This window comes from Rhizobium sp. NZLR1b, assembly GCF_019685155.1.
GTDB lineage: Bacteria > Pseudomonadota > Alphaproteobacteria > Rhizobiales > Rhizobiaceae > Rhizobium.
Map to the genome: position 1 here is coordinate 38,344 of NZ_JABDWC010000024.1, position 21,374 is coordinate 59,717.

General features: G+C 56.9%; 19 protein-coding genes and 2 pseudogenes. 9 read left to right on the forward strand and 12 right to left on the reverse strand.

The window, feature by feature from the left end; genetic code table 11:
• Window positions 1–2 precede the first annotated feature (2 nt).
• From HJB84_RS26720 to HJB84_RS26750, 7 genes and pseudogenes are all read left to right on the forward strand, one after another.
• Window positions 3–1,043 (forward strand): branched-chain amino acid ABC transporter permease, encoded by a 1,041-nt coding sequence (locus tag HJB84_RS26720; protein ID WP_168312675.1) that lies wholly within the window; start codon window positions 3–5, stop codon window positions 1,041–1,043.
• A 100-nt stretch (window positions 1,044–1,143) separates the two neighbouring features.
• Window positions 1,144–2,478, forward strand: coding sequence for an ABC transporter substrate-binding protein (locus HJB84_RS26725; protein ID WP_127431427.1), 1,335 nt, complete (start codon window positions 1,144–1,146; stop codon window positions 2,476–2,478).
• 119 nt (window positions 2,479–2,597) lie between these two features.
• Window positions 2,598–3,380, forward strand: a complete 783-nt coding sequence (locus HJB84_RS26730; protein ID WP_131702639.1) for an ABC transporter ATP-binding protein — start codon at window positions 2,598–2,600, stop codon at window positions 3,378–3,380.
• A 23-nt stretch (window positions 3,381–3,403) separates the two neighbouring features.
• A complete protein-coding gene (locus HJB84_RS26735) occupies window positions 3,404–4,651 on the forward strand; it encodes an SfnB family sulfur acquisition oxidoreductase (RefSeq protein ID WP_127431425.1) in 1,248 nt (415 codons plus the stop codon).
• Window positions 4,652–4,937: 286 nt separating this feature from the next.
• A complete protein-coding gene (locus HJB84_RS26740; RefSeq protein WP_168263630.1) occupies window positions 4,938–5,792 on the forward strand; it encodes a calcium-binding protein in 855 nt (284 codons plus the stop codon).
• A gap of 356 nt (window positions 5,793–6,148) precedes the next feature.
• Window positions 6,149–6,493, forward strand: a complete 345-nt coding sequence (locus HJB84_RS34185) for a Mu transposase domain-containing protein (RefSeq protein WP_373289166.1) — start codon at window positions 6,149–6,151, stop codon at window positions 6,491–6,493.
• Window positions 6,414–6,768, forward strand: a pseudogene (locus HJB84_RS26750) (ATP-binding protein); the annotation flags it as partial. The gene HJB84_RS34185 and the pseudogene HJB84_RS26750, both read left to right, overlap by 80 nt.
• Window positions 6,769–6,902: 134 nt before the next feature.
• On the opposite strand, the pseudogene HJB84_RS34190 reads toward HJB84_RS26750, so the two are convergent.
• From HJB84_RS34190 to HJB84_RS26795, 9 genes and pseudogenes are all read right to left on the reverse strand, one after another.
• Window positions 6,903–7,264: pseudogene (locus HJB84_RS34190) on the reverse strand (transposase); the annotation flags it as partial.
• 202 nt (window positions 7,265–7,466) lie between these two features.
• Complete coding sequence (locus tag HJB84_RS26760; protein ID WP_221117393.1) at window positions 7,467–8,915, reverse strand: efflux transporter outer membrane subunit; 1,449 nt, start codon at window positions 8,913–8,915, stop codon at window positions 7,467–7,469.
• A 167-nt stretch (window positions 8,916–9,082) separates the two neighbouring features.
• Window positions 9,083–9,568 (reverse strand): MaoC family dehydratase, encoded by a 486-nt coding sequence (locus HJB84_RS26765; protein ID WP_018068343.1) that lies wholly within the window; start codon window positions 9,566–9,568, stop codon window positions 9,083–9,085.
• 77 nt (window positions 9,569–9,645) lie between these two features.
• The gene (glmS, locus tag HJB84_RS26770) at window positions 9,646–11,472 is read right to left on the reverse strand and encodes a glutamine--fructose-6-phosphate transaminase (isomerizing) (protein ID WP_168277472.1); all 1,827 of its coding nucleotides are present in this window, start codon (window positions 11,470–11,472) and stop codon (window positions 9,646–9,648) included.
• An 846-nt stretch (window positions 11,473–12,318) separates the two neighbouring features.
• Window positions 12,319–12,891, reverse strand: a complete 573-nt coding sequence (nodL, locus tag HJB84_RS26775) for a nodulation O-acetyltransferase NodL (RefSeq protein WP_127431421.1) — start codon at window positions 12,889–12,891, stop codon at window positions 12,319–12,321.
• Window positions 12,892–13,570: 679 nt separating this feature from the next.
• Complete coding sequence (locus tag HJB84_RS26780) at window positions 13,571–13,975, reverse strand: hypothetical protein (protein WP_127431420.1); 405 nt, start codon at window positions 13,973–13,975, stop codon at window positions 13,571–13,573.
• Between the two features lie 66 nt (window positions 13,976–14,041).
• The gene (locus HJB84_RS26785) at window positions 14,042–14,761 is read right to left on the reverse strand and encodes a hypothetical protein (protein ID WP_168277473.1); all 720 of its coding nucleotides are present in this window, start codon (window positions 14,759–14,761) and stop codon (window positions 14,042–14,044) included.
• A 121-nt stretch (window positions 14,762–14,882) separates the two neighbouring features.
• Complete coding sequence (locus HJB84_RS26790) at window positions 14,883–15,554, reverse strand: hypothetical protein (RefSeq protein ID WP_064649264.1); 672 nt, start codon at window positions 15,552–15,554, stop codon at window positions 14,883–14,885.
• A 180-nt stretch (window positions 15,555–15,734) separates the two neighbouring features.
• Window positions 15,735–16,085 (reverse strand): helix-turn-helix domain-containing protein, encoded by a 351-nt coding sequence (locus HJB84_RS26795; RefSeq protein ID WP_221117399.1) that lies wholly within the window; start codon window positions 16,083–16,085, stop codon window positions 15,735–15,737.
• A 178-nt stretch (window positions 16,086–16,263) separates the two neighbouring features.
• On the opposite strand from HJB84_RS26795, the gene HJB84_RS26800 reads away from it, so the two are divergent.
• The gene (locus tag HJB84_RS26800) at window positions 16,264–16,902 is read left to right on the forward strand and encodes an acyl-homoserine-lactone synthase (RefSeq protein ID WP_168277474.1); all 639 of its coding nucleotides are present in this window, start codon (window positions 16,264–16,266) and stop codon (window positions 16,900–16,902) included.
• A gap of 152 nt (window positions 16,903–17,054) precedes the next feature.
• A complete protein-coding gene (locus tag HJB84_RS26805; protein WP_221117394.1) occupies window positions 17,055–17,789 on the forward strand; it encodes a LuxR family transcriptional regulator in 735 nt (244 codons plus the stop codon).
• A gap of 311 nt (window positions 17,790–18,100) precedes the next feature.
• Here the strand turns inward: HJB84_RS26805 and HJB84_RS26810 are convergent, their stop codons facing one another.
• The 3 genes from HJB84_RS26810 to HJB84_RS26820 all read right to left on the reverse strand — a co-directional run bounded on the left by HJB84_RS26810 (window position 18,101) and on the right by HJB84_RS26820 (window position 21,150).
• A complete protein-coding gene (locus HJB84_RS26810) occupies window positions 18,101–19,312 on the reverse strand; it encodes a beta-ketoacyl synthase (protein WP_168257384.1) in 1,212 nt (403 codons plus the stop codon).
• Window positions 19,313–19,591 carry an acyl carrier protein gene (locus HJB84_RS26815; protein ID WP_168260025.1) on the reverse strand — a complete coding sequence of 93 codons (279 nt, stop codon included), beginning with the start codon at window positions 19,589–19,591 and terminating at the stop codon, window positions 19,313–19,315.
• A gap of 626 nt (window positions 19,592–20,217) precedes the next feature.
• Complete coding sequence (locus HJB84_RS26820) at window positions 20,218–21,150, reverse strand: LysR family transcriptional regulator (RefSeq protein ID WP_168260033.1); 933 nt, start codon at window positions 21,148–21,150, stop codon at window positions 20,218–20,220.
• Window positions 21,151–21,374 lie beyond the last annotated feature (224 nt).

Sequence of the window (21,374 nt, forward strand, 5' to 3'; positions counted from 1 at the left end):
CGATGTCCACGACCACCCATGATCTTTCGGTCTACAGTTTCCCGGCGCACTGGGCGACGCCATTGCGTTGGCTTGCCATTGCCTATGGTGTTGTGCCGCTTCTCGGGTCCGACTATCTCTTCGAGGCTATCCTGTTGCCGTTCCTGGCGCTCAGCCTCGCCGGCTTGGGGCTCAATATCCTCACGGGTTATGCAGGGCAGGTGTCACTGGGAAGTGCTGCCTTCATGGCTGTCGGTGCCTTCGCAGCGTTCAATCTCAATCTTCGCGTCGACGGTCTGCCATTGATCGTCAGCATGATTCTTGCTGGTCTTGCGGCGGCCGGCATCGGTCTGGTGTTCGGCCTTCCGAGCCTCCGCCTCAAGGGCTTTTACCTTGCAGTATCGACCCTCGCTTCGCAGTTTTTCGTGCAGTGGGCGCTGACCAAATTCAGCTGGTTCTCCAATGACTCCGCGTCCGGCGTGATCGATGCGCCGCAGCTTTCGGTCTCCGGATTTGTTTTCGATGACCCGGTCGGACGATACTATTTCGCGCTGACGGTGGTCGCCGTTCTCACTTTGCTGGCCCATCGGTTGGTGAATTCGCAGACCGGCCGCAATTTCATCGCCGTGCGTGACAACGAGACAGCGGCGCGGATCATAGGCGTGCCGGTGCTGAAAACCAAGCTTTTGGCCTTCGCAATCTCCTCCTTCATCATCGGCATCGCCGGAGTCCTGTGGGCGTTCGCCTATTTGCGCACGGTCGAGCCCGCCGGTTTCAATCTTGACCGGTCGTTCCAGGTCCTGTTCATCGTCATCATCGGGGGGCTTGCATCGATCCGCGGTGCTTTTTTCGGAGCGGCGCTGATCGTTGTGTTTCCCCTGGTCCTGTCCCGGCTTGGCTCCTTCCTGCTCGGAAATATCTTCAATTCAGGCGTGTTGGATATGAGTCAGCGCATCGTGCTCGGCGCGCTCATCATCCTCTTTCTGGTCCTCGAACCGGATGGGCTTGTCGCCCTTTGGGATCGGGTCCGAAAACGAATCCGTGCCGCCATCGTGCAGTCCTGATCGAAACGGAGCTATCAAGGCTCTCGAAATGCCACCAGCCCTTATCAGATCAACCCGGACCGGCGCCTTGCCCCGGTCGATACCCGGAGTATGTCCAAAAATGACGATCCTTGCCAAATTCAAGATTGCGGCTCTTGCCGCCGGCCTCGCCTTCACGGTGGCCCTGCCGATGGCCCATGCGGACGAACAATATTTCCCGCTCCAGAGCTATCGCGTCGGCCCCTATGCTGCCGGCGGCACCGGCTTCTTCGGTGGTTTCATCGATTATCTGAACCTGATCAACACGCGCGACGGCGGCGTGGGTGGCGTCAAGCTGACATGGTCGGAAGCTGAAACGCAGTACGAGGTCGAGCGTGGCGTCGAAGCCTACGAGCGCCTGAAGTCCAACCCGAACGTCGCCGCCTGGAACCCGCTTTCCGTCGGCATTGCCTATGCGATGATCGATCGCATCACCGCCGATAAGGTGCCGTTGATTACTATCAATCATGGCCGCACGGATTCGACCGATGGCCGCGTTTTCCCTTATGTTTTCCCGCTGCTGCTCAATCCATACAGTGAGACCTCAGGCATCGTGAACTACATCGCCGGCAAGGAAGGCGGTATCGAAAATCTCAAGGGAAAGAAGATCGTCGTTCTCTATCACGGCTCGCCCTATGGCAAGGAAACGATCCCGATTTACGAACTGCTGGCGCAAAAATATGGTTTCGAACTTCAGCAGATCGAGGTGCCGCATCCTGGCAACGAACAGCAGTCGCAATGGCTCACGATCCGCCGCGCCAAGCCAGACTTCGTCGTCCTACGCGGTTGGGGCGTGATGAACCCGGTCGCGCTGAAAACCGCAGCCAAGGTTGGCTTCCCGGCAGATCATATTATCGGAAACGTCTGGTCCAATTCAGAAGAAGACGTCATCCCCGCTGGTGATGCCGCCAAGGGCTATACGGCGATCACTACGCAGGCATCTGGCACAAAATACCCGGTCGTTCAGGAGATCGTCAAAACGCTCTACGACTCCGGCAAGGGCAACCTCGAAGACAAGAAGCGTATCGGGTCAGTTTATCATAACCTCGGTATCGTCAACGGCATCCTCAATGTCGAGGCAATCCGTATCGCGCAGGAGAAGTTCGGCAAGCGGACGCTCACGGGCGACGAGGTCCGCTGGGGTTTTGAACACCTACAACTCAACCCGGCGCGTGTCGAGGCGCTCGGCGCCAAGAGCCTGTTCCACTCGATCAACGTTACCTGGGATAATCATGAGGGCAACGGCTACGTGACTTTCCAACAGTGGGACGGGAAGAAGTGGAACGTTGTCTCTGACTGGATTGCACCGGACTGGGCACTGTTGCGGCCGATCATCGAGAAGTCCTCGGAAGCCTACGCGACCGAGAAGGGCATCAAGCTTCGTACCGCGGCAGACGCCGAAACGGCGACCAACTAATCCCTTCATGCCGCGCCTGACAACAGGCGCGGCATGAAGAGCTGGCGCGAGGGTGGTGCCTCTCTCTCCAACCTCTCGCCTTCTCTCAATCTCGCCTTTCAAGGCAAGAGGACACTGTCATGGCTCTGGAAACCACTCTGCTTGCGGTCGATGATCTGAAGGCAACGTACAATCACGCCATCACCGCACTCGACGGCGTCGGTTTCCATCTGGCGCGTGGTGAAATTCTGGCGCTCCTTGGCGCCAACGGCGCGGGAAAGACGACGACGCTCAAGGCGTTGTCCAATCTGCTTCCAGCCGAACGTGGGCAAGTCGTTTCCGGCAGCATCCGCTTCGACGGGCTCGATGTCCTGCGCACAAGCCCTGCTGCACTGGTGCGTGCCGGTCTCGTGCAGGTGCTTGAGGGCCGCCATTGCTTCCGCAGCCTGACGGTCGAGGAAAACCTCGTCTCCGGCGGGCTTGGCCGCAGCGGCACGCGCGCTGAGATCGCCGAGGATATCGAGAAGATCTACGCGCATTTCCCCAGGTTGAAGGAAAAGCGTCGTGCACTTTCCGGCCTGACCTCGGGTGGCGAGCAGCAGATGACGGCGATCGGCCGGGCGCTCATGTCGCGGCCGCGCCTCCTGGTTCTCGACGAACCATCCATGGGACTGGCGCCGCTCATCGTCCAGGACATTTTCCGGAAGCTCCGCCACCTCAATCGCGAAGAAGGTCTTTCTATCCTTGTGGCGGAGCAGAATTCCGCCGTCGCTCTGAAATATGCGGATCGCGCCATCATTCTCGAAAACGGCGCCACGGTGCTGACCGGTGACGCACAGGATCTGCGCGGGCGCGACGACATCAAGTCTTTCTACCTCGGCCAGAGAGCCGTGGCTCCCTCCATCCCCGCCGTTGTCGGCTAACACGATCCAAGAGGAGAAACACCGTGACCCATCCTACCATAAATACCGAAAATGCCGCAAAGGCCGTGCCACCTGTTCCACGCCCGTCGCAGCCCGCCCACATTATCAAGACTGACGCCGAAGCGATTGCCATCGCCAAGACACTCGCGGCAGAGTTCGTCAAGGAATCGGCAGCACGCGATCGCGACCGCATCTGGCCGGTCAAGGAACTGGACGCGTTTTCGCAAAGCGGGCTTTGGTCTATCAACGTGCCGAAGGCCTTCGGCGGTCCCGAGGTCTCTTATGCGACGCTTGCGAAGGTCATCGAGATCATCTCGGCGGCCGATTCATCCATCGGACAAATCGCGCAAAACCACCTGGGTGTGGTCGCCGCCATCCGCACGGTGTCAGACGAAGACCAACAGAAGCTGCTCTTCGCGGAAGTGTTGAAAGGAACGCGCTTCGGCAATGCCTTCTCCGAATTTGGATCCAAGCGTGCGGTCGACTTCGAAACAAAATTCGTTGATGCCGGAGATCATGTCGTGGTCAACGGCCAGAAATTCTACTCGTCAGGAGCGCTGCTCGCGCATCTGGTGCCAATCGTGGCACTGGATGACGAGGGCAGGGCCTGGTACGCAATTGCCGAGCGCGGTGCCCCGGGTCTGACTGTCATCGACGACTGGTCCTCCTTTGGCCAGCGTACCACGCTGTCGGGCACGGTACTGCTTAACAACGTCAAAGTGTCGAAGACGCATCTCGTGCCTGGCTACAAAGGGTATGAAGTGCCGACTGCGGACGGAGCGATCTTCCAGATTATCCAAGTGGCTGTCGATACCGGCATCGCGCAGGCCGCGATTGACGAGACCGTCAGTTTTGTGCGCACCAAGAGCCGCGCCTGGGTGGATTCCGGCGTCGACAACGCTTGGGACGATCCGTACACAATCCAGGCGATCGGGGACTTGACGCTAAGGCTTCATGCGGCGCAGGCGCTGCTTGAAAAGGCAGGTTATGCCATTGACCGAGCGATCCTCGACCCGAACGCGGGAACCGTTGCGGAAGCCCAGATCGTTACCGCCGAAGCCAAGATCCTCTCCACTGAGATCGCGATCGCGGCCGCCAACAAGTTGTTCGAACTGGCAGGAACGCGCTCGACCCTTGCAGAGCACGGGCTTGATCGCCACTGGCGCAACGCCCGCACCCATACTCTGCACGACCCCGTCCGCTGGAAGTATGCCATTTTGGGTAAGTATTTCCTGAACGGCGAGAAGCCACCGCTCCACGCCTGGAGCTGAGGTTTTCGATCTGCAAAGCACCCTGAGATCAGGTGCTCTGCAGATTTGTCTCCAGCGTATACGAGGGAAGAAGTTGTGGCCTTCGTCAACGGCCGCCGATCGTCATAGCCCCCAGTCGTTTTCATATCTGCCGGCCAACTACGAAGGGCGTGCCGTGCGGCCGAGATAAACATTTTCGCATCCGTCATTCAAATAGGTCATATCAAAACAATGGATTTCACTAATTCGCTCTTGGAAAAGATAAGGGGCACAGGCGGCACCCGTTGCCTCATAAGGAGTATTTGAGATGATGATCAAAGGCACTGATAACAGCCCCTTTATTAACGGATCCGATGACAACGACACAATCTATGCACGCGAGCTCAATGACTGGATCAAAGCCGGCGGCGGCGATGATTGGGTTTGGGCTCAAGCCGGCCACGACGTGATCTTTGCCGGTGACGGCCATGACATTGTCTATGCGGGGGATGGCTCAGACACAATCCATGCTGGTGATGGTGACGACCTCCTGTATAGTGACGGCTCATTCAAAGCCTTCAACCCCTTCGAAGTGCGCCGCGTAATACCACATAGCGGCGAGAGCGACGACAGGCTCGACGCCGGTAAGGGAAGGGATACCCTGGTGGCCGGCGACGGCGCAGATGTTCTGACTGGCGGCGAAGACGGCGACGCCTTCGTGTTTCGGTTCCACGATCCTATGGTTGGAACAACGCACTGGTATACGACTGTGACGGATTTCGACCCGAAGCAAGACCGTTTTGTCATGGACGCCGGTGACTTCGGCAAAGGGGATCTGTTTGGCGCAAATTTCATCAACCACTCGAAGGGTTTCCCAGGCGAATTTGTGGACACTTTCTACAATGGCGAGGCCGCGAAAGCGCACGGTCAGCACGTCGTGGTAATCACGGATCGAGGGTTCACGTCTGGCTCTGCCGCCGCGACCGCTATTCACGACGAAGTCCCCGGTGACATCATTGTCTACCATGACGAAAAAACTCTCGGTCAAGATGGCAAAACTCACGGTGCGACACTAGCCTATGTCGATTCTGCGAACCACGCGCATGCCTTCGCTCATGTCGACAATCTGCACGACATGTCGGATCTTACCTCGCTTACGGCGGAAAATTTCGGCTTCATTTAATTCGAAGATCCGAGGAGCGTTCCACCCTTGGGGCGCCTCTCTTTCCCAACGTGGCGCAGGGAACTGAAAATAGAAACGACGTGATTTATTGATCGACTGCACCAGTAAAGGTACGCCATTGAAACAAGTTCTCGTCGCCGATGACGACGCCGCCATGCGCCACCTGCATCCTGGGGCGGTTGCGCAAGCTGACTTTCTTCTCGCTGGCTGAGGCTAATGCCGCTATTGGCACTTGATCGCATCAACGATCACCTCATGCGTCGATTGGGTGTTACCCGGCGGCAAGTATTTGAACGTGTCGAACGTGCTGCGCTCGCTAGCCTCCCGGGTGAAACTACGAATTCGCCGAATGGCGTCTGGTCCGTGTCTCGACCGATTATCACGTCGAGTTCAAAAGCTTCTTTTATTCCGTCCCCCATGCCCTCATTCGCCAGCAGGTCGATCTTAGAGCAACGGCGCGCACCATCGAGATCTTTTACCGCGGCAAGCGCATCGCCGTCCATCAGCGCCGCTATGGCGGCTGTCGTCATGGAACCGACCCAGATCACATGCCCAGTTCCCACCGGCGATACGCTGAGTGGATACCAGATCGCTTTGGGCGCTGGGGCGCATCCATCGGTCAAAGCATGCCGCGAGGATTTCTCCGTTGCATACCACCGCGTTCCCCGGCTGTTCGCCACGCTCGCGCTTGCAAGGGGTGACGGGCGATACGGCAGAATCCCCAAATCTATCGCCAAGACCGACCTGCTGATCCTCGATGACTGGGGACCGGAAAAACTCAGCGATGATCAGCGCCGCGATCTTCTCGAGATCATCGAAGACCGCTACGAGCGTCGCTCGACGATCGTCACAAGCCAGGTGCCCCTGGATCGCTGGTGGGAAATTATTTCAAACCCAACGCCGCCGATGCGATACTGGATCGCCTCGTTCACAACGCCGAGGCATCGATATCATTGGCGAAAGTATGCGCAAACAGCGTTCACCGATGGCGCTTGAAACACAGCAAAGCTTGACCTGGCACAAAACCCGATCCAAACATCAAACAGACCCAGGATCAGCCCGAAAAATGGCCGGCTTCAAATCGGAATCGGTGGCCGGTTTCATCGGAATACGCACCCAATGCAACATCTGAAGATCGACCTGATCGGCTTGCTTAATGCCAACGAAGCGCATCGTCGGTCGCCTTGCAGCTTCTGCGATCGCCGCAGCATCGATGATGTCATTCTTGTTCGATTTTACATAGACTTCACTGCGCCGGGATGATGCGGACGGAATGCCCCATCGTCTGCAACTTGGCGCAAGCCATTGGGAACCCGGACGGGATTCCATTCCGACAAGCGTTCTGTTCGCTCGTTCGAAGAACTGCAGTAGCGTCTCGCGCCGGAACTATCCAGGCCGACCACGTGGAAGAGGTTCTTTCCGATATCGATGCCGAAGACGGCGCATTGGCGCAGTTGGTTGCGATCCATAATTTCAGCCCTCCTTTGCCCACCTCCGTTATGCTCTCGGGAGACAGGGCGGACCATCCCATTAGCTCTAAGCCCTGCTCGTAAGCGGGAGGTGGTGAAGGGCATGTGCCGCGATTGGACGACCTCCCGGCCGGCGCCAATACAACTCAGGCGCTGGCGCGCTAATGACGTGATCAGGTTAAACCATCCCGCATCCAGCGCTCGGCTATTGCGAATGTGCGGATTGGATGTTTGCATTTGCGGCTGCAACCGTCGAGGCCTCCCTGGGTGACGCGACTTTGGGAGCCGCAAAACCACCGCGGATTGCTACATTCAACCGCACGTGATCCTTGGCCAGTTGTTGGATCGCCGCAGCGAGGCTCGCCTGAGCGCTGGACACCTGCCTTTGCGCTTCGAGAACATCGAGGAGAGAAGAGGCGCCATCCGTGTACGAGGCCGTCGAAAGCTTCAGTGCTTCTTCGATCGTTTCTACTTGCCTGCGACGTGAGTTCTCTGTGTGAACGTCGCGTCGGACGGCTGTCAAAGCGTCCTCGACTTCCTGCACAGCTGTCAGGACGGTTAATTTCCAGCTTATGTAGGCTGCTGCGGCGTCCGATTTAGAAGTCTCCACGTTTGCCCGCAAACGGCCGCCGTCCAGAATTGGGAGGTCGAGGCTCGGCCCGAAGGACCATTTCAAGATACCCCCGTGACGGCCGCGCTGCTTGGTATAGGAAGGGGTGATCGAGCCGGAGAGCGTTATCGCGGGGTAAAGCTGTGCTTCCGCCACGCCGATCTGTGCAGTCGCGGCGGCGAGATCCCGTTCAGCCTGGCGAATATCGAATCGATTGCGAATAAGATCGGCGGGAATGCCGGCATTGATCTTTCCGCGATAGACCGGCTGCCCTTCACTTTTCTGCAGTTGCTTGATCACTGTTTCCGACGGCAAAGCGAGGAGGGCCGCAATGTGATGCGCCGACACGCGAAAATTCAGTTCTAGCCTTGGTATTTCGGCAATCGTCGATCGGACAAGTCCTTCGGCTTGCAAGACATCCAGTCGGGAAGCCGCTCCCGCTTCGACTTGAAAATTCGTGAAATCGTAGGTCTCCTGGCGCGACTTCAGGTTCGCTCGGGAAATCGAGATGCGCCGCTGGTAGTACCGGGCGTCGATGTAGGAGGAAACAAGATCTTTGATTAGAGCGAGCTTTGCGGCGTCGACAGCCGCATGCGCAGAATCAAGAGAAGCCAGTGCGCTTTCAGTGCTGCGCCGGTACTGACCGAATACGTCCAGCAGCCAGGTCAACGATAGTTGCACGCTCGAGACATTCTGTGTGCTCGTGACATCTCCCCCTTTGCCGATCTCGCCGCTTGTCGTGTGTGATGCCTTGGGAAGGCCCCCGGCGCCAGCGATGGTGACGTCCGCGGCGGCGGCATTAATCCTTTCGAGCGCCTGCTGAACACTGAGGTTCTCATCCAGGCCGGAGGCAACGTACTGGTCGAGCGTACGATCTGAAAACGAATCCCACCACGCCGACACCGCAACATCGCCGGCGCTCTGTTTTGCACCCTCGGAAAACTTCTCCGGTAAAGGCGTTTCCGGCGGTGCATGGTCGGGCCCGAGCATGCAAGATGACAAAAGTAGCGGCAACACCGCAGCGGCCAGACGGAACGAATGCAATCAATCAGCCTCTATTACAGCGAAATTCAAGTCAAACCCGTTTCGCCTGCCCGAAGGATGATGCCAGCGCGCAATTACCGACGCAGCAGATCGAGAATTCCGGCGTGACACTACAAAATCGCGTGCAGCCAAAACAACAAGTCGACACCCGCTGGCGCGAGCTGGCGTCAAATCCCTTTAGGCCTGTCGTTCGGATCAAACTGAATGATAGTGATCCAATTAGCAGTGAGTGCCGGTCGGTTCTCGTTCTCGATCTCGACCGTCACCTCGTAAGTGGTCACCAGCATGCTTGCGCCGCGAAATTGACATTCAGAGAGAACGAAGCGACCGCGCACACGGCTGCCGGTCTTAACCGGTGACATGAAACGTACCCGGTCTAAGCCGTAGTTAAGACCCATGGTCTGCTCACGGATCCTTGGCATGCCGCTAAAGTTCATCGCCGACAGAAGCGAGAGTGTCAAGAAGCCATGAGCGATAGTGCCACCAAACGGGCTTTCGACTGCCGCGCGTTCCGGGTGCACGTGGATGAATTGATGATCGTGTGTCGCGTCGGCAAAGAGATCGATTGTAGTTTGATCAACGGTGATCCATTCGGATTTGCCGAGTTCCTGGCCAATTCGCGACGGCACGTCGGCGAGCGAAAGTTCGTGCATACGACCTCACTTATTTGATGTCTGATCAAGTCGTGGATTTTCTCGGAGGCGAGTTGCGATCTAACCAATCGTCACGATCATTCGACTGTGACTGATTTAGCCAGATTCCGCGGCTGGTCCACATCTGCCCCCATGACGACCGCTGTGTGATACGCAAGAAGCTGCAGCGGCAGAGAAAAGATCATCGGCGCGATAATCTCCTCGACATTGGGTAATACGATAGTGTGCATGGTGGGGAGTTTCGACATCGAAGCTCCCGTCTCGTCTGTGATTAGAACGATGCGGCCGCCGCGGGCAGCCACTTCCTGCATATTGGAGACAGTCTTATCGAAGAACCGATCATGTGGCGCGATGACGATGACTGGCATATTTTCGTCGACCAATGCGATCGGACCGTGTTTTAATTCTCCTGCCGCATAACCTTCAGCATGGATATAGGAAACCTCCTTAAGCTTCAGCGCACCTTCCATGGCCAATGGGAAACTTGTGCCGCGACCGAGATAGAGCACGTCGCGGTAATTCGACAATTCCCGTGACAAGAGCTCTATCTTCGGCTTGATGTCGTTCAGCACCTGTCGCATAACGCTCGGCAACGTCGCCAAACTTTGGACGAGCAATTGTTCCTCGCCATCTGTGATCGTGCCTCGCGCCTTGCCTGCGCCGATGGCTAACGCCGCGAGAACAGCAAGCTGGCAAGTGAATGCCTTGGTAGAAGCAACGCCGATCTCTGGCCCGGCGAGGATCGGAAAGATGGCATCTGCCTCGCGGGCAATAGTTGATTCTCGGGTATTGACGACAGCGCCTATTCTCAGACCCTGTGCTTTGCAATAGCGCAGCGATGCAAGCGTGTCAGCCGTCTCACCAGACTGAGAGATGAAGAGAGCTGCTGACCGCGGCGACAACGGGATTTCTCGATAACGGAATTCAGAGGCGACATCAATTTCAACCATTAAGCGTGCGTAGCGCTCGAACCAATATTTGCCAATCAACCCCGCAAGATATGCCGTGCCGCAGGCGGCGATCGCGAGGCTCTCAACCCTGGCGAAATCGATGTCGGTTGAAGTCGTTGTGACATGACTATCTTTGACATTGATGTAGTGCCCAAGAGCACCGGCGATGACCTCGGATTGCTCGTAGATTTCTTTTTCCATAAAGTGCCGGTGATTGCCCTTGCAGACCAGGTCGGCGGTAGCAATCGATCTGTGCCGCGGGCGCGTAACGACTTTGCCTTCGATATCGAAAACCTGGACACTCGTTTTGCCTACAACAGCCCAATCGCCATCGTTCAGATATGTGATGTCATTGGTGAACGGAGCAAGAGCGATCGCGTCGGAGCCTAGAAACATCTCACCATCGCCGTGGCCTATCACTAACGGTGGTCCATTGCGCGCCACCATAATGGTCGCGGGATCATCCTCGAACAGGATGGCAAGAGCGAAGGCGCCCTCGACGCACTTCAACATGGCATGCATTGCCTCAAGGCATCCCATGCCATCCCGGCGGAATTTTGTCAGGAGATGCGCAATCACCTCGGTGTCCGTGTCAGTCTGGAACTTGGCCCCTACCTCCGCCAATGCGTCCTTTAGCTTGGAGAAATTTTCGATGATGCCGTTATGAACAACGGCTACACCATCGGTAAAGTGCGGGTGAGCGTTGCATTCTGTCGGTGCGCCATGGGTCGCCCATCGTGTGTGGGCAATGCCGACAGTGCCGCTCAGGGGCGCTTCTTTCAATCTCGTTTTAAGGTTCCCGAGCTTGCCTTCCGCACGGCGCCGGTGCAATTCTCCTTCGAAGATCGTAGCAACGCCGGATGAATCATAGCCGCGATATTCCAGCCGCCCCAAGGCTTCGATCAGCCGCTCCGACACGGGCTTATGTCCCACTATGCCAACAATCCCACACATGCTCGTCACCCATGTCCCAAGAGCCCCCGACAGGTAATCAGGAGGCGGACGCCGCTCGGCGCGTGTCCTCCAGCGCGTGCTAATAAATCCAAACAGATTAGTACAATTGATTGTTGGGATAGCTATCATCCACGTTATGGATGCAGCTGTACTTAGGTAGGTGGTCAATCAACGCTGTACGTGGCGAAAGGCGCTTTCTGCAGAGTGGGACCGATAGGCTGCGCCGGGTGATCGGTGCCTACTTCTGAAGATGTTCCTGGCGACAGCAAGATATTTACCGACGACATACCGCGCGTGGATTTCTATTCAGAGCGAGCAATTGTCATTCATCGCGCGCACGAAAACAATTCGTGCTCATGCAGGTGAAGCGGTCTGTATCTGCGAGTTGAGCCTTAAACGTAATTGACCCCTTCGCATGCGACCAGTTCGCAACTCATAAATCGGAAGCAGAACCAGCATCTCCTGGAAAACATCAGTCGATCTAGATTCGACAGGTTGGTTTCGGGCGCCGATGGGAAGGAGGCTTTGGCATGGGACGAACGCAGGCTATCTTCAAACGGTCTCCGAGGAAAGGTCACATGGCCGCGTGTGTCGGCAGTAGATGGTGCCTTAAGTTTTCGACAGGACAGCCGGATCCTGACGCTGGAATCCGGCGGTCCGGTGCAATGTGCAGCCGGTCGTAGCAAACGCGATCAGTAAATCACTTAGCACGACTGCCCGACCGCATTTGCAAAGAGAACTGCGTCAGAGTGCCGACGGTCGCACGGGCCATGGCGACCCAGAATCGTCGTTCGCACAAGCAACGAGACTACCCCTTACCACCGGATTTTCGCCCGACGCCTACTTTTATGATTGCGGCAAGCGTCCACCAACCCTGACCCGAGCTGGATTTCCCATCGCCGTGCTTCCTGCAGGAACATCTCGAGTGACCACGCTACCAGCGCCAATGACAGCATGATCGCCGATCGTCACGCCCGGGAGAATGATTGCTCCACCACCAATCCAGACGTGCCTGCCAATGCTGACCGGTCGTCCCAACTGCAACCCAGCCTGGCGCTGCTCTGGATCATGTGGATGGTCCGCAGTATAAATCTGCACAGCGGGCCCTATTGCGGTTCCGTCGCCGATAGTCACTGCTGCCACGTCAAGGATGACGCAGTTGAAATTGATGTAGACCCACGCTCCGATACGGATGTTGAACCCGTAATCGCAGTGGAACGGAGGACGAATAGCAGCTCCAAGCCCGACAGCCCCCAATCGTTCTACCAGAAGCGCATGCCACCGCTCGGCGGGGTCGCCCAGCGTGTCATTGTACCGTTTCAGCCAAGCCCCGGTGAGGAGCAACTCGGCTTGGATCTCAGGATCCGCTGCGTTATACATCTCGCCTGCGAGCATCTTTTCTTTTTGGCTGCGTGTCATCGTCTCTTCTCAGATCTTGTTCGAGGAGTGGTCGGTCATTGCGCTCGGATTCACCTGGTTGCCGGCAGAGCGCACAGAGGAGTTAACAGCAATCTTTCGCCTTTTCGCGGTCTGGTTCGAAAGTCATCTGCTCAAGCGCGGCAAATCCTGCAGATAGGCAGACCGGGAGCGACCTTCGCATTCACCGGCTGGGGGAGGGCACAATAAGATGTGTCTATTTAGCTTGGCAGATTCCGAACACAGCGGCAAGCGCATAGGCAGACCAAGGCTGACTAAGAGACCGTCATAAAAAGACTTTTACTCAAGTTACTGCCCGGCTTCCCGAAGGTTTATTCTATTCCAGTCTCTATGGGCCGTCCGCCTTGCTCGATGCCGGCGGGAATGCAAATCGTCAGCGTCTTGGCGGGGCGCGGCATGACGAAGGGCTGGTTCACCGACGGAGGCCGCTATCGCGGCCGCCGTCAATAGAATCCTTGGAACCTGAAAGATTACCGCTGGCCAGTGCCTATGAACTGCTCATTAGCTGTAGTTTCTTTCACCCACCGATTGCTTCTTAGCGTGCAGAATTGGGTCGCCAGGGTGACAAGCGCGCGACAGCGGGCGGAGGTGGATATTCCACTTTCCGCCTCACCTTCGCGCAAGACCGGACGAGAACTGCTGGATGTAGGAAATTCACCCCTTACTGGCAGGCGGTCAGGCCCCCCGGATTTCGAATGGCGGCAAAACCGACGCCGTCGATCGTGTCGTCGTTACGGGCAATGAAGCAGTAATTGTCATCGGCGGGGGGAGCGGCGACGATGCAGGAGTTGGCCCCAGCCGGAATGACATAGGTGTCGGCTCCGACGATCGCAAAGACGGAGGCCGTTCCGTTCGGATGGGGCACCGGCTGCTTGGTGAAGAGGATCGCGTCGTTCGGCGGGGCGACCGCAATGGGCTGGTAGTTCCGGCAATCGGACGAAAAAACGAGTTGCGCGGCGGCAGGCAGCGCTGTTGCGAGGATAGAGACGATGGAAATGGCAAGCCCGGCAGCGATTTTATCGCGACGTGCTGTTTGGCCAGCGAATTTCGACGTGATACGTAACATTGCTATATTCCTTTCGGTTCAAGGGTTGGCTTGTTCAAGCGTCAATGATGATCCGGTTCTCTGGGTCTACGGTCCTCCTGTCGCCGAAAAGGTTCCGTCAGCTTTGTAAGTCACGGTGTAGATCGCGTAGCCGATGGTGAAATCGCAGCATGCCGAGTTGCTCTCGTCATAAGTCACGGTGCTTCCGACCGGCTGGTAGCCCATCTTCACGAAAAAGATCTGTTTCGGTATGCAGTTCATGACGGCGTTGGGGAAAGGAGCGACGAAGCTCGAGAGTATGATAGCTTGATTGTCGTTTAGTGCGACGACGCCACAATAGAGCTCGGGACGCGGCAACGGCGTGTAGGAAGGCACGTTTATGCCAAATCCTCCGATCGCAACTCCGGCTTGATTGGCGGGCGCGGAAAGTCCAAGCGGATCGAGCGTCAAGGTCGTGCAATTGTCCGGCGAACCGTCGACCGTGGTGAGCGTAACCGGTCGGAACGCCGAGCTGCTGCCGACCACGGATAGCGTGGCGGCATTGAGCGAGAGAAGCGCGATAAGCTGCGAGGGGGACGCCGCCTGTTTGGTGCTGAGGGCACCTGCATAGACCTGACTGTCCAAACCGAAATTGATCTGCGCTCCCGAACTTGCGTAATTGCCGATGCTTTGGCAGCCGAGACTGCCGCTGAGGATGGGACCATGGCTCGGCAGCAACGGAAATGCCGCCTGCTTCTGGAAAACATAGAAATATTGCGTCGTCTGCGAGAAGTTCCGAACGATGATCTGGTAGGACGAACTGGTCATGGCGTGTGACAATCCCCTCTGAGATCAAGCCTGTCCGTCGCCCGGCGGGCGGCGGCAACGCGCGAATGCTGCGCATGCAGGTGAAGAGGGGACGGTTCTTCACCTGCATGGCTGCCAAGGTTTACTGGAGCTGCGTCGTCCAGGTGCCGTCAGATTTCAGGCTGACGTTGCAGACGGAATAGCCGCCGGTGAAGTCGGAAAGCGCCGCGTTCACGCTCGACTGCGTGAAGTTCATCACGACACCTGGCGTGTAGGCGCCGGTCTGGACATAATACTTCAGGATCGGCTGGCAATCGGTATTGCTGGCCGGGTTTGCCTGCACGAAGTTGGAGAGCACGATGCCGCCATTGACGGCAACCGCTGAGCCGACATTGAAGTAGGGCGGCGAGTTGAAAACCGGCGTGGTGATGCGGAATGCGCCAGGCTGTACACCTTCCCCGTAGATTGGCGAGGATAGTCCGAGCGGATTGACCGTCGCAGTCGTCCAGTCGTTCGGTTTACCGCTGCCACCCGAACTCGGAGCAAGATCAATGGCGCGGCTGGCTGACGAGTAGCCAGATGATGCGCCAATTTGCGGCGGTGTATTCGCCTGCTGGATGCCGGCATAATATTGCAGGTTGACCTGGAAGGTCAGGATCGCGCCGGTGTTGTCGTAGTTGCCGAGCGACTGCGAGAAAAGGCTGTTCGAATAGACTTGCCCGCCGCCGGTATAAATTGCCGGTTGCTGGAAGAAGTAGAAGTTTTGCGTCTGGGATTCGTAGTTTTTCACGTTGATGGTCAACATTGTAGACATGTCGGCAACCCTTCTGCGTTGATAGTGAAAACAAGGGTCTTCGCGTCGGCGAGGGCAGGGTGGGCTAGCCTTCCTGCCGGTCTCGTCATTGAAACCCTAACTAGAAAGATCGTTGATACGGTGAATTTGAGCAACCTAAAGCTGTTGAGCGCAAGGTAAAAAAACCGTGCGAAATTGTGCTTAGCGTAACGCTTGTTCCGGAGGGATGGATTCGAGCAGCCCAATAAGATTGGACCGAGCCGCCGCAGATCGGCCACGTAGCGCCATTACCCACAGCAATTCCGTGGCGGAGATCGCTCTGTTCCTATGCCCGTCTATGGTCCCTCGCCCCAAGAGCAGCCAATCGAGGGAAACATCCAGCAGGCGCGCGAGAGCGCAGGCGCTTTCCAGGGACGTATGGCCGCCATTTTGCCAGCGCGAAACGGCCGCGACTGATACATTCAGTTCGGCTGCAAGAGCGTGTACTTTCCGGAACTTGCCCCGAGATATCGCTTCTCGAATGCGTTTGCCGCGGGCTGGATCGTAGGTCACGAACGATTCTTCCTTGGTTGCGTTGAAGTGGCAGCCACAGCGAGCTTGAGATCGATCAAGCTTCGGAAATGCCTGTGAAAATGAAAGGTAAGTCGAAGCGCCGGTCAATCTGGTGAAATATCCATATTGCTCGAGGTCGGCCCCTGTTGTGAAACATCGACGATCAGGAGGAACGGATATGTTGCGGATACTCACCAAAGACATGCTCGAGACCGATCGACGTGCATTCGATGCAATGTTTCGGGCTCGCGCCGTCGTTTTTCGCGATCGGCTGGGATGGCAGGTCGATGTCCGGGATCAATGGGAGAGGGACCGATATGATGAGGTCGAAGATCCCGTATATCTCGTCACTCAACGACCTTCGGGCACACTGACAGGTTCGCTACGCCTGCTGCCGACCACTGGCGCGACGATGCTCAAAAGCGAGTTTCGGCATTTCTTCGATCAGCCTATCGACGTCGACAGCCCGACGACCTGGGAATGTACCCGCTTCTGCGTTCACCCATCTGCCGGACACATCGCGCAATCGCGCGCAGTCGCCACCGAACTGCTCTCAGGGCTTTGCGATCTTGCCCTCGGCGCCGGTATCGAAAACATCGTCGGCGTCTATGATGGGGCGATGGTCGGGGTGTATCGCAGGCTCGGCTGGAGGCCGACGCCCCTTGCCCGATCACTGCCCGAGATCGGCAAACTGTATGTCGGCCTGTGGGACGTGACTGCAGATAACTGTCGGACACTTCGCACCAACCTAGCCCGACTTCTCAATCAAACCTCTTCCTGTCCTGGCAGGGCCCTTGTCTATGGTGGCATGCGGTAAGGCCAGTCGCCGTCCCGCCGCCCACAGTGTCGTCAGTTCCTTAACCTGTTCTTCACATCGCGCCATGGTTGCTATAAAATGTCCTTTTCTCGCTAACCGCGAAATGTTACGATTACCCCAGTCAGGAAAACACACAACCGCGAGTCCATCTCATGCTGAGCAGTTCTCGTTTTTTCTACAGTTTGGACCGGATCTCCGCATCGCCGACGTTGGAAGATCTGGAAACGACGCTGGACGAAGTCCGCCACATCTATGCGATATCGCACATGGTTCTGCATGTGACCCGCTCCTCGGGCGCAGCGGCCAACAATCCATTGCTGATGCTGACCTACCCGCCCGAATGGGTGAAGCAATATCTTGCCCGGGATTACTTCAGCATCGATCCCGTCGTGCGGCTCGGACAGCGCGGCTTTCTGCCCGTGGAATGGTCCGCGTCAAAATGGGATTCAGGGCGGGCTCACGACTTCTTTAAGGAGGCGATGGCCTTCGGTATCGGGCAGCAAGGCGTGACACTGCCGGTGCGTGGGCCTCACGGGGAGCGATCGCTGTTTACGATCACCTCCAATCAGCCCGCCTCCTACTGGCGTCGGTCCCGCATGGACAGCATGCGCGACCTCCAGTTTCTCGCCCACCATCTCCACGACAGGGCCATGGTTCTGTCGGGCCTGAGAAAAACTGCGGGTTTTCCGCAATTGTCGCGCCGCGAACTGCAATGTCTCGATATGACGGCCAGCGGCCTAATGGCAAAGCAGATCTGCGCCCGCTTGTCCATTTCGGTAAGTGCGGTGCAGCTCTATCTTGCGTCGGCACGCCGAAAGCTGACCGTCGCCACAACCAGTGAAGCTGTCGCCAAAGCCACGGCGCTCGAATTGATATCAGCGTGGTGATCGCTTTCTCCGATGACCACGAAGGCCGCAAAGTCACCGTAAAGGTTCATCAATGCCAACAAGCAGCGGTGCCGAGCCCACTTCGTCAGACGTGTGTGCTCGCTGATGCCGGAAAGAGCGGGCGACGGGCTGCATCCCTCTCATCCCACAGCCTTTGCCCCGAGACGGCGGAGTAGCATGGTTTGCGCGGAGGAAAATTTGAGATGCGAGAGTATCCGAGGAATTAGAGCGAGACTATTTGACAGGATTGCGGTGCCTGCTTCAAGCATGTGCCGCTGGCCTTACAAGGGTTAGTCGTGACGATCTTCACTTCATTGCACCTGCTTGAACGCAAGGACAGCATTCATGCCGCCCATGGCGAAGGCGTTGCTCATGGCCACGCCCACCCTGCGCTCCCGGGGCACATTTGGCGTGATGTCCAGATCACAATCGGGGTCTGGTTCGCGATAGTTCGCCGTGGGCGGCACGACACCTTCTTGGATCGCCATCACGCAGGCTATCATTTCGAGCGCACTTGCTGCCCCGAGGCAGTGCGCGTGAGTGGATTTGGTGGAAGAGATGGACATCGATCGAGCATGGTCACCAAAGACGCGCTTAATCGCCGTCGTTTCGATCTGATCGTTGGCCTTGGTGCCGGTGCCATGGGCGTTGAGGTAGTCTACATCCTCGGCATTTAAACCCGCATCAACAAGGCAGGCGCGCATCGCCGCCTCCGGCCCATGCACAGCTGGTGCAGCTATGTGGTAGGCATCGGCGGAAAGGCCGATGCCGGCGACCTCGGCAAGCATCGTTGCACCGCGGGCGGCGGCATGCTCATAGCTTTCCAGCACGGCCATGCCCGCACCCTCGCCCAAAACTAGTCCTTTCCTGTCGCCCGAGAATGGCCGGCAAGTATCTGGAGCGAGTACGCGCATTGCTTCCCATGCCTTAAGCACGATCCACACGAGTGGCGCGTCGCTTCCTCCAGCTAGCATAACGTCCGCCCTACCGAGCTTGATCTGATCTACCGCTGAAGCGATCGCATGGTTGGCCGAGGCGCAGGCAGAGGTGGCACCGAAGACTGGCCCCCGCAGCCCGAGGTTCATGCTTACCTGACAGGCAGCCGCGCTAGGCATTGCCTTTACCCCAGTGAATAGCTCAGTGCGAGTCGCGCCGCCCAATAGGAGGGTGCGGTAGGCCTTCTCGGTAGCGTCCCAGCCGCCAAAGCCAACGCCCACTGTCGCGCCGAAACGGTGGGCATTTCCTTCATTGCACGAAAGGCCGGCCTGTAGCATGGCTTGTTTAGCTGCAAGCACGGCTAGCAGGCTGAAGCGGTCCATGGAGATGAGCTGTTTGCGATCAATGTCGTGTTGAGGCAGCACCTTGATCTCGGTCCCGATCATCCCCTTCAGCTCATGAATCTCTGAGTTTGAGATCGGGCCGATGGCGGAGCGGCCTTCGCGCATCTCCGTCCAGATAGAGGAAGCATCGGTGCCCAGTCCGCACAGTCCGCCCAATCCGGTGATAACGACGCGCCTGTCCATTCAGACCTCCTTGGTGAGCAAGCCACGGACGGCTTCCACCACGTCGCCGATATTGTTGAGGTTCGACCAGGCATCGGCCGTATTCATCTCGATCTTAATGCCGTAGAGCTGCTCCAGATCCCAAAGGACATCGGCCAAACCCAGCGAATCGATGCCAAGTGAAGTCAACTCAGTGTCAGTCGTTATTTCGCCGAGGGCTACGGTCGTTCTTTCGCCGTTTTCAGCTTTGACGAGCTTATTGATAGCACTGATAATTTCCAGTGTGAGTTGATCAGCCATTTGTATTCCTCTCCATCATGCCTAATTTCGACGAGCCGACGGCCTTGCGAGAAGGCTCGATCTAATTGCTGCTAACATCGGAAGATGTTCCGGCTCGTCTGCGAAGTGACGACAGAAACCAATAAAACTTACCGGAATCTCACCGCGCGGCTGCCCTGCTATGGATCATATGGGATCATTGGTAAAATTGATTGTGTGGATCAAAAGCATCCACGCTATGGATTGTGGCTCGACATATTGCCGCGGCTAACTTCTCGCGCCGGCGCCGTTTCAAACCCTCAAGAACAAGATTTATTGCGGGATCGAAAGTAGAGCTTCGGCTACTATCCCGGGTCGGCGCGTTGGTCATTTTCGCGCAGAAGCGCATGTGCGGAAGGTCGGGGAAGTCACCGCAGCTGGATGCTGGTTTCCGCGATGGGCCGAACATAAGTTACAGGAATAAAGTTTTGAATCACTTTTGCATGAGGCCAGGGAAAGCATACGAATCGTACCTTCTCAGGTAGAAACGATCGCTCTCGGCAATAGCTTCGATTGCTAGCTGAGCTGAGGCGGCGGGGGCCGCCTGTAACGTAATGCCTCCTTTGGGAACACAGCCAACGCGCTGTGAAATGAGCCGGCGGTGCCGCTTACGACGTACAACTTTCCATCTCAGATTCCATGCGCGAAGCCTCTTGGATCATAATCTCGCGCATCCAGATGTTTCCAGGATCAGTGTTGTGAAGAGCCGGCCATTGGACAGCCTCAGTGAACGAAAGAAGCGGCAAAGGATGCTCAATGATTCTTAGTGGGATAGTTCGTTCGTAATGTTTGACCAGCCGCAGGGGGATGGTTGCTATTCGATTAGTGCCAGACAGCAATGGCGGGATCAAGTTAAACCCGGGGACGACGAGCTCAATACGCCTCTTGAGGCCGTGCTGCATCAATAACCATTGCTCTACGGAAGGCTTAAGACCACGTCCGAACTTAGCCGCAACATGTCCCATGGACATATATTGCTCCAAGGAGAGCTGCCCTTGTAACTGCTCGTTCGTAGGGCAGCCGACGCACACCAGTCTCTCTTCGAAAAGCCTTGCCTTCGGATGGGCGCCGGACATGAATAAATCCGGGAGGATCAGAAAATCGACATCACCACGGCGTAGAAGCTCCTCCGGATCGTCGTCAAGTGGCAGCAACTCGAAGCTGACCCCTGGCGCCTCCCGAGCTAAGCGCAGTATTATCTTGTCGAAGAAGACCAGTGCCATGAAGTCTGAGAGGATAATTCTGAATCGGCGGTCGGACTCCGCTGGGTTTATTGGATCCCAAGCGATAACGGAGAGCTGGATATGCAAGAGGGCTTCGCGGACAGCGGGGGCAAGTGCCTCTGCACGCGGGGTCGGAACTAGCTCCCGTCTCTGCATGATAAAAAGGTCGTCGCGGAAATAGTCGCGCAACCTAGAGATGGCGGCGCTCATGGCGGGTTGGCTGAGGTTGATGCTGCGCGCCGCTGCTGTGAGCTTGCGCTCGGTCATTAGAGCGTCGAGTGCTACAAGAAGGTTTAGATCTAGGCCTTTAAAACGCATGGGTTGAATATCCATTCCATAGATGATTGCCATCCAAACAATCAATTTTACCAATCTATCGGATCACTTATAGAAAACCCGGAACTTGATCAATATCAGGGCCAGGAACTAAAAAACGAAGCGCCGGGCAGGGGCCCGATTTGAGACTCTTACATCTCTTAACCGCTCGATTGCCTAACCGGCAATCCAACAAGTATGCGCAACAATATCGCGCAGCTCTGATC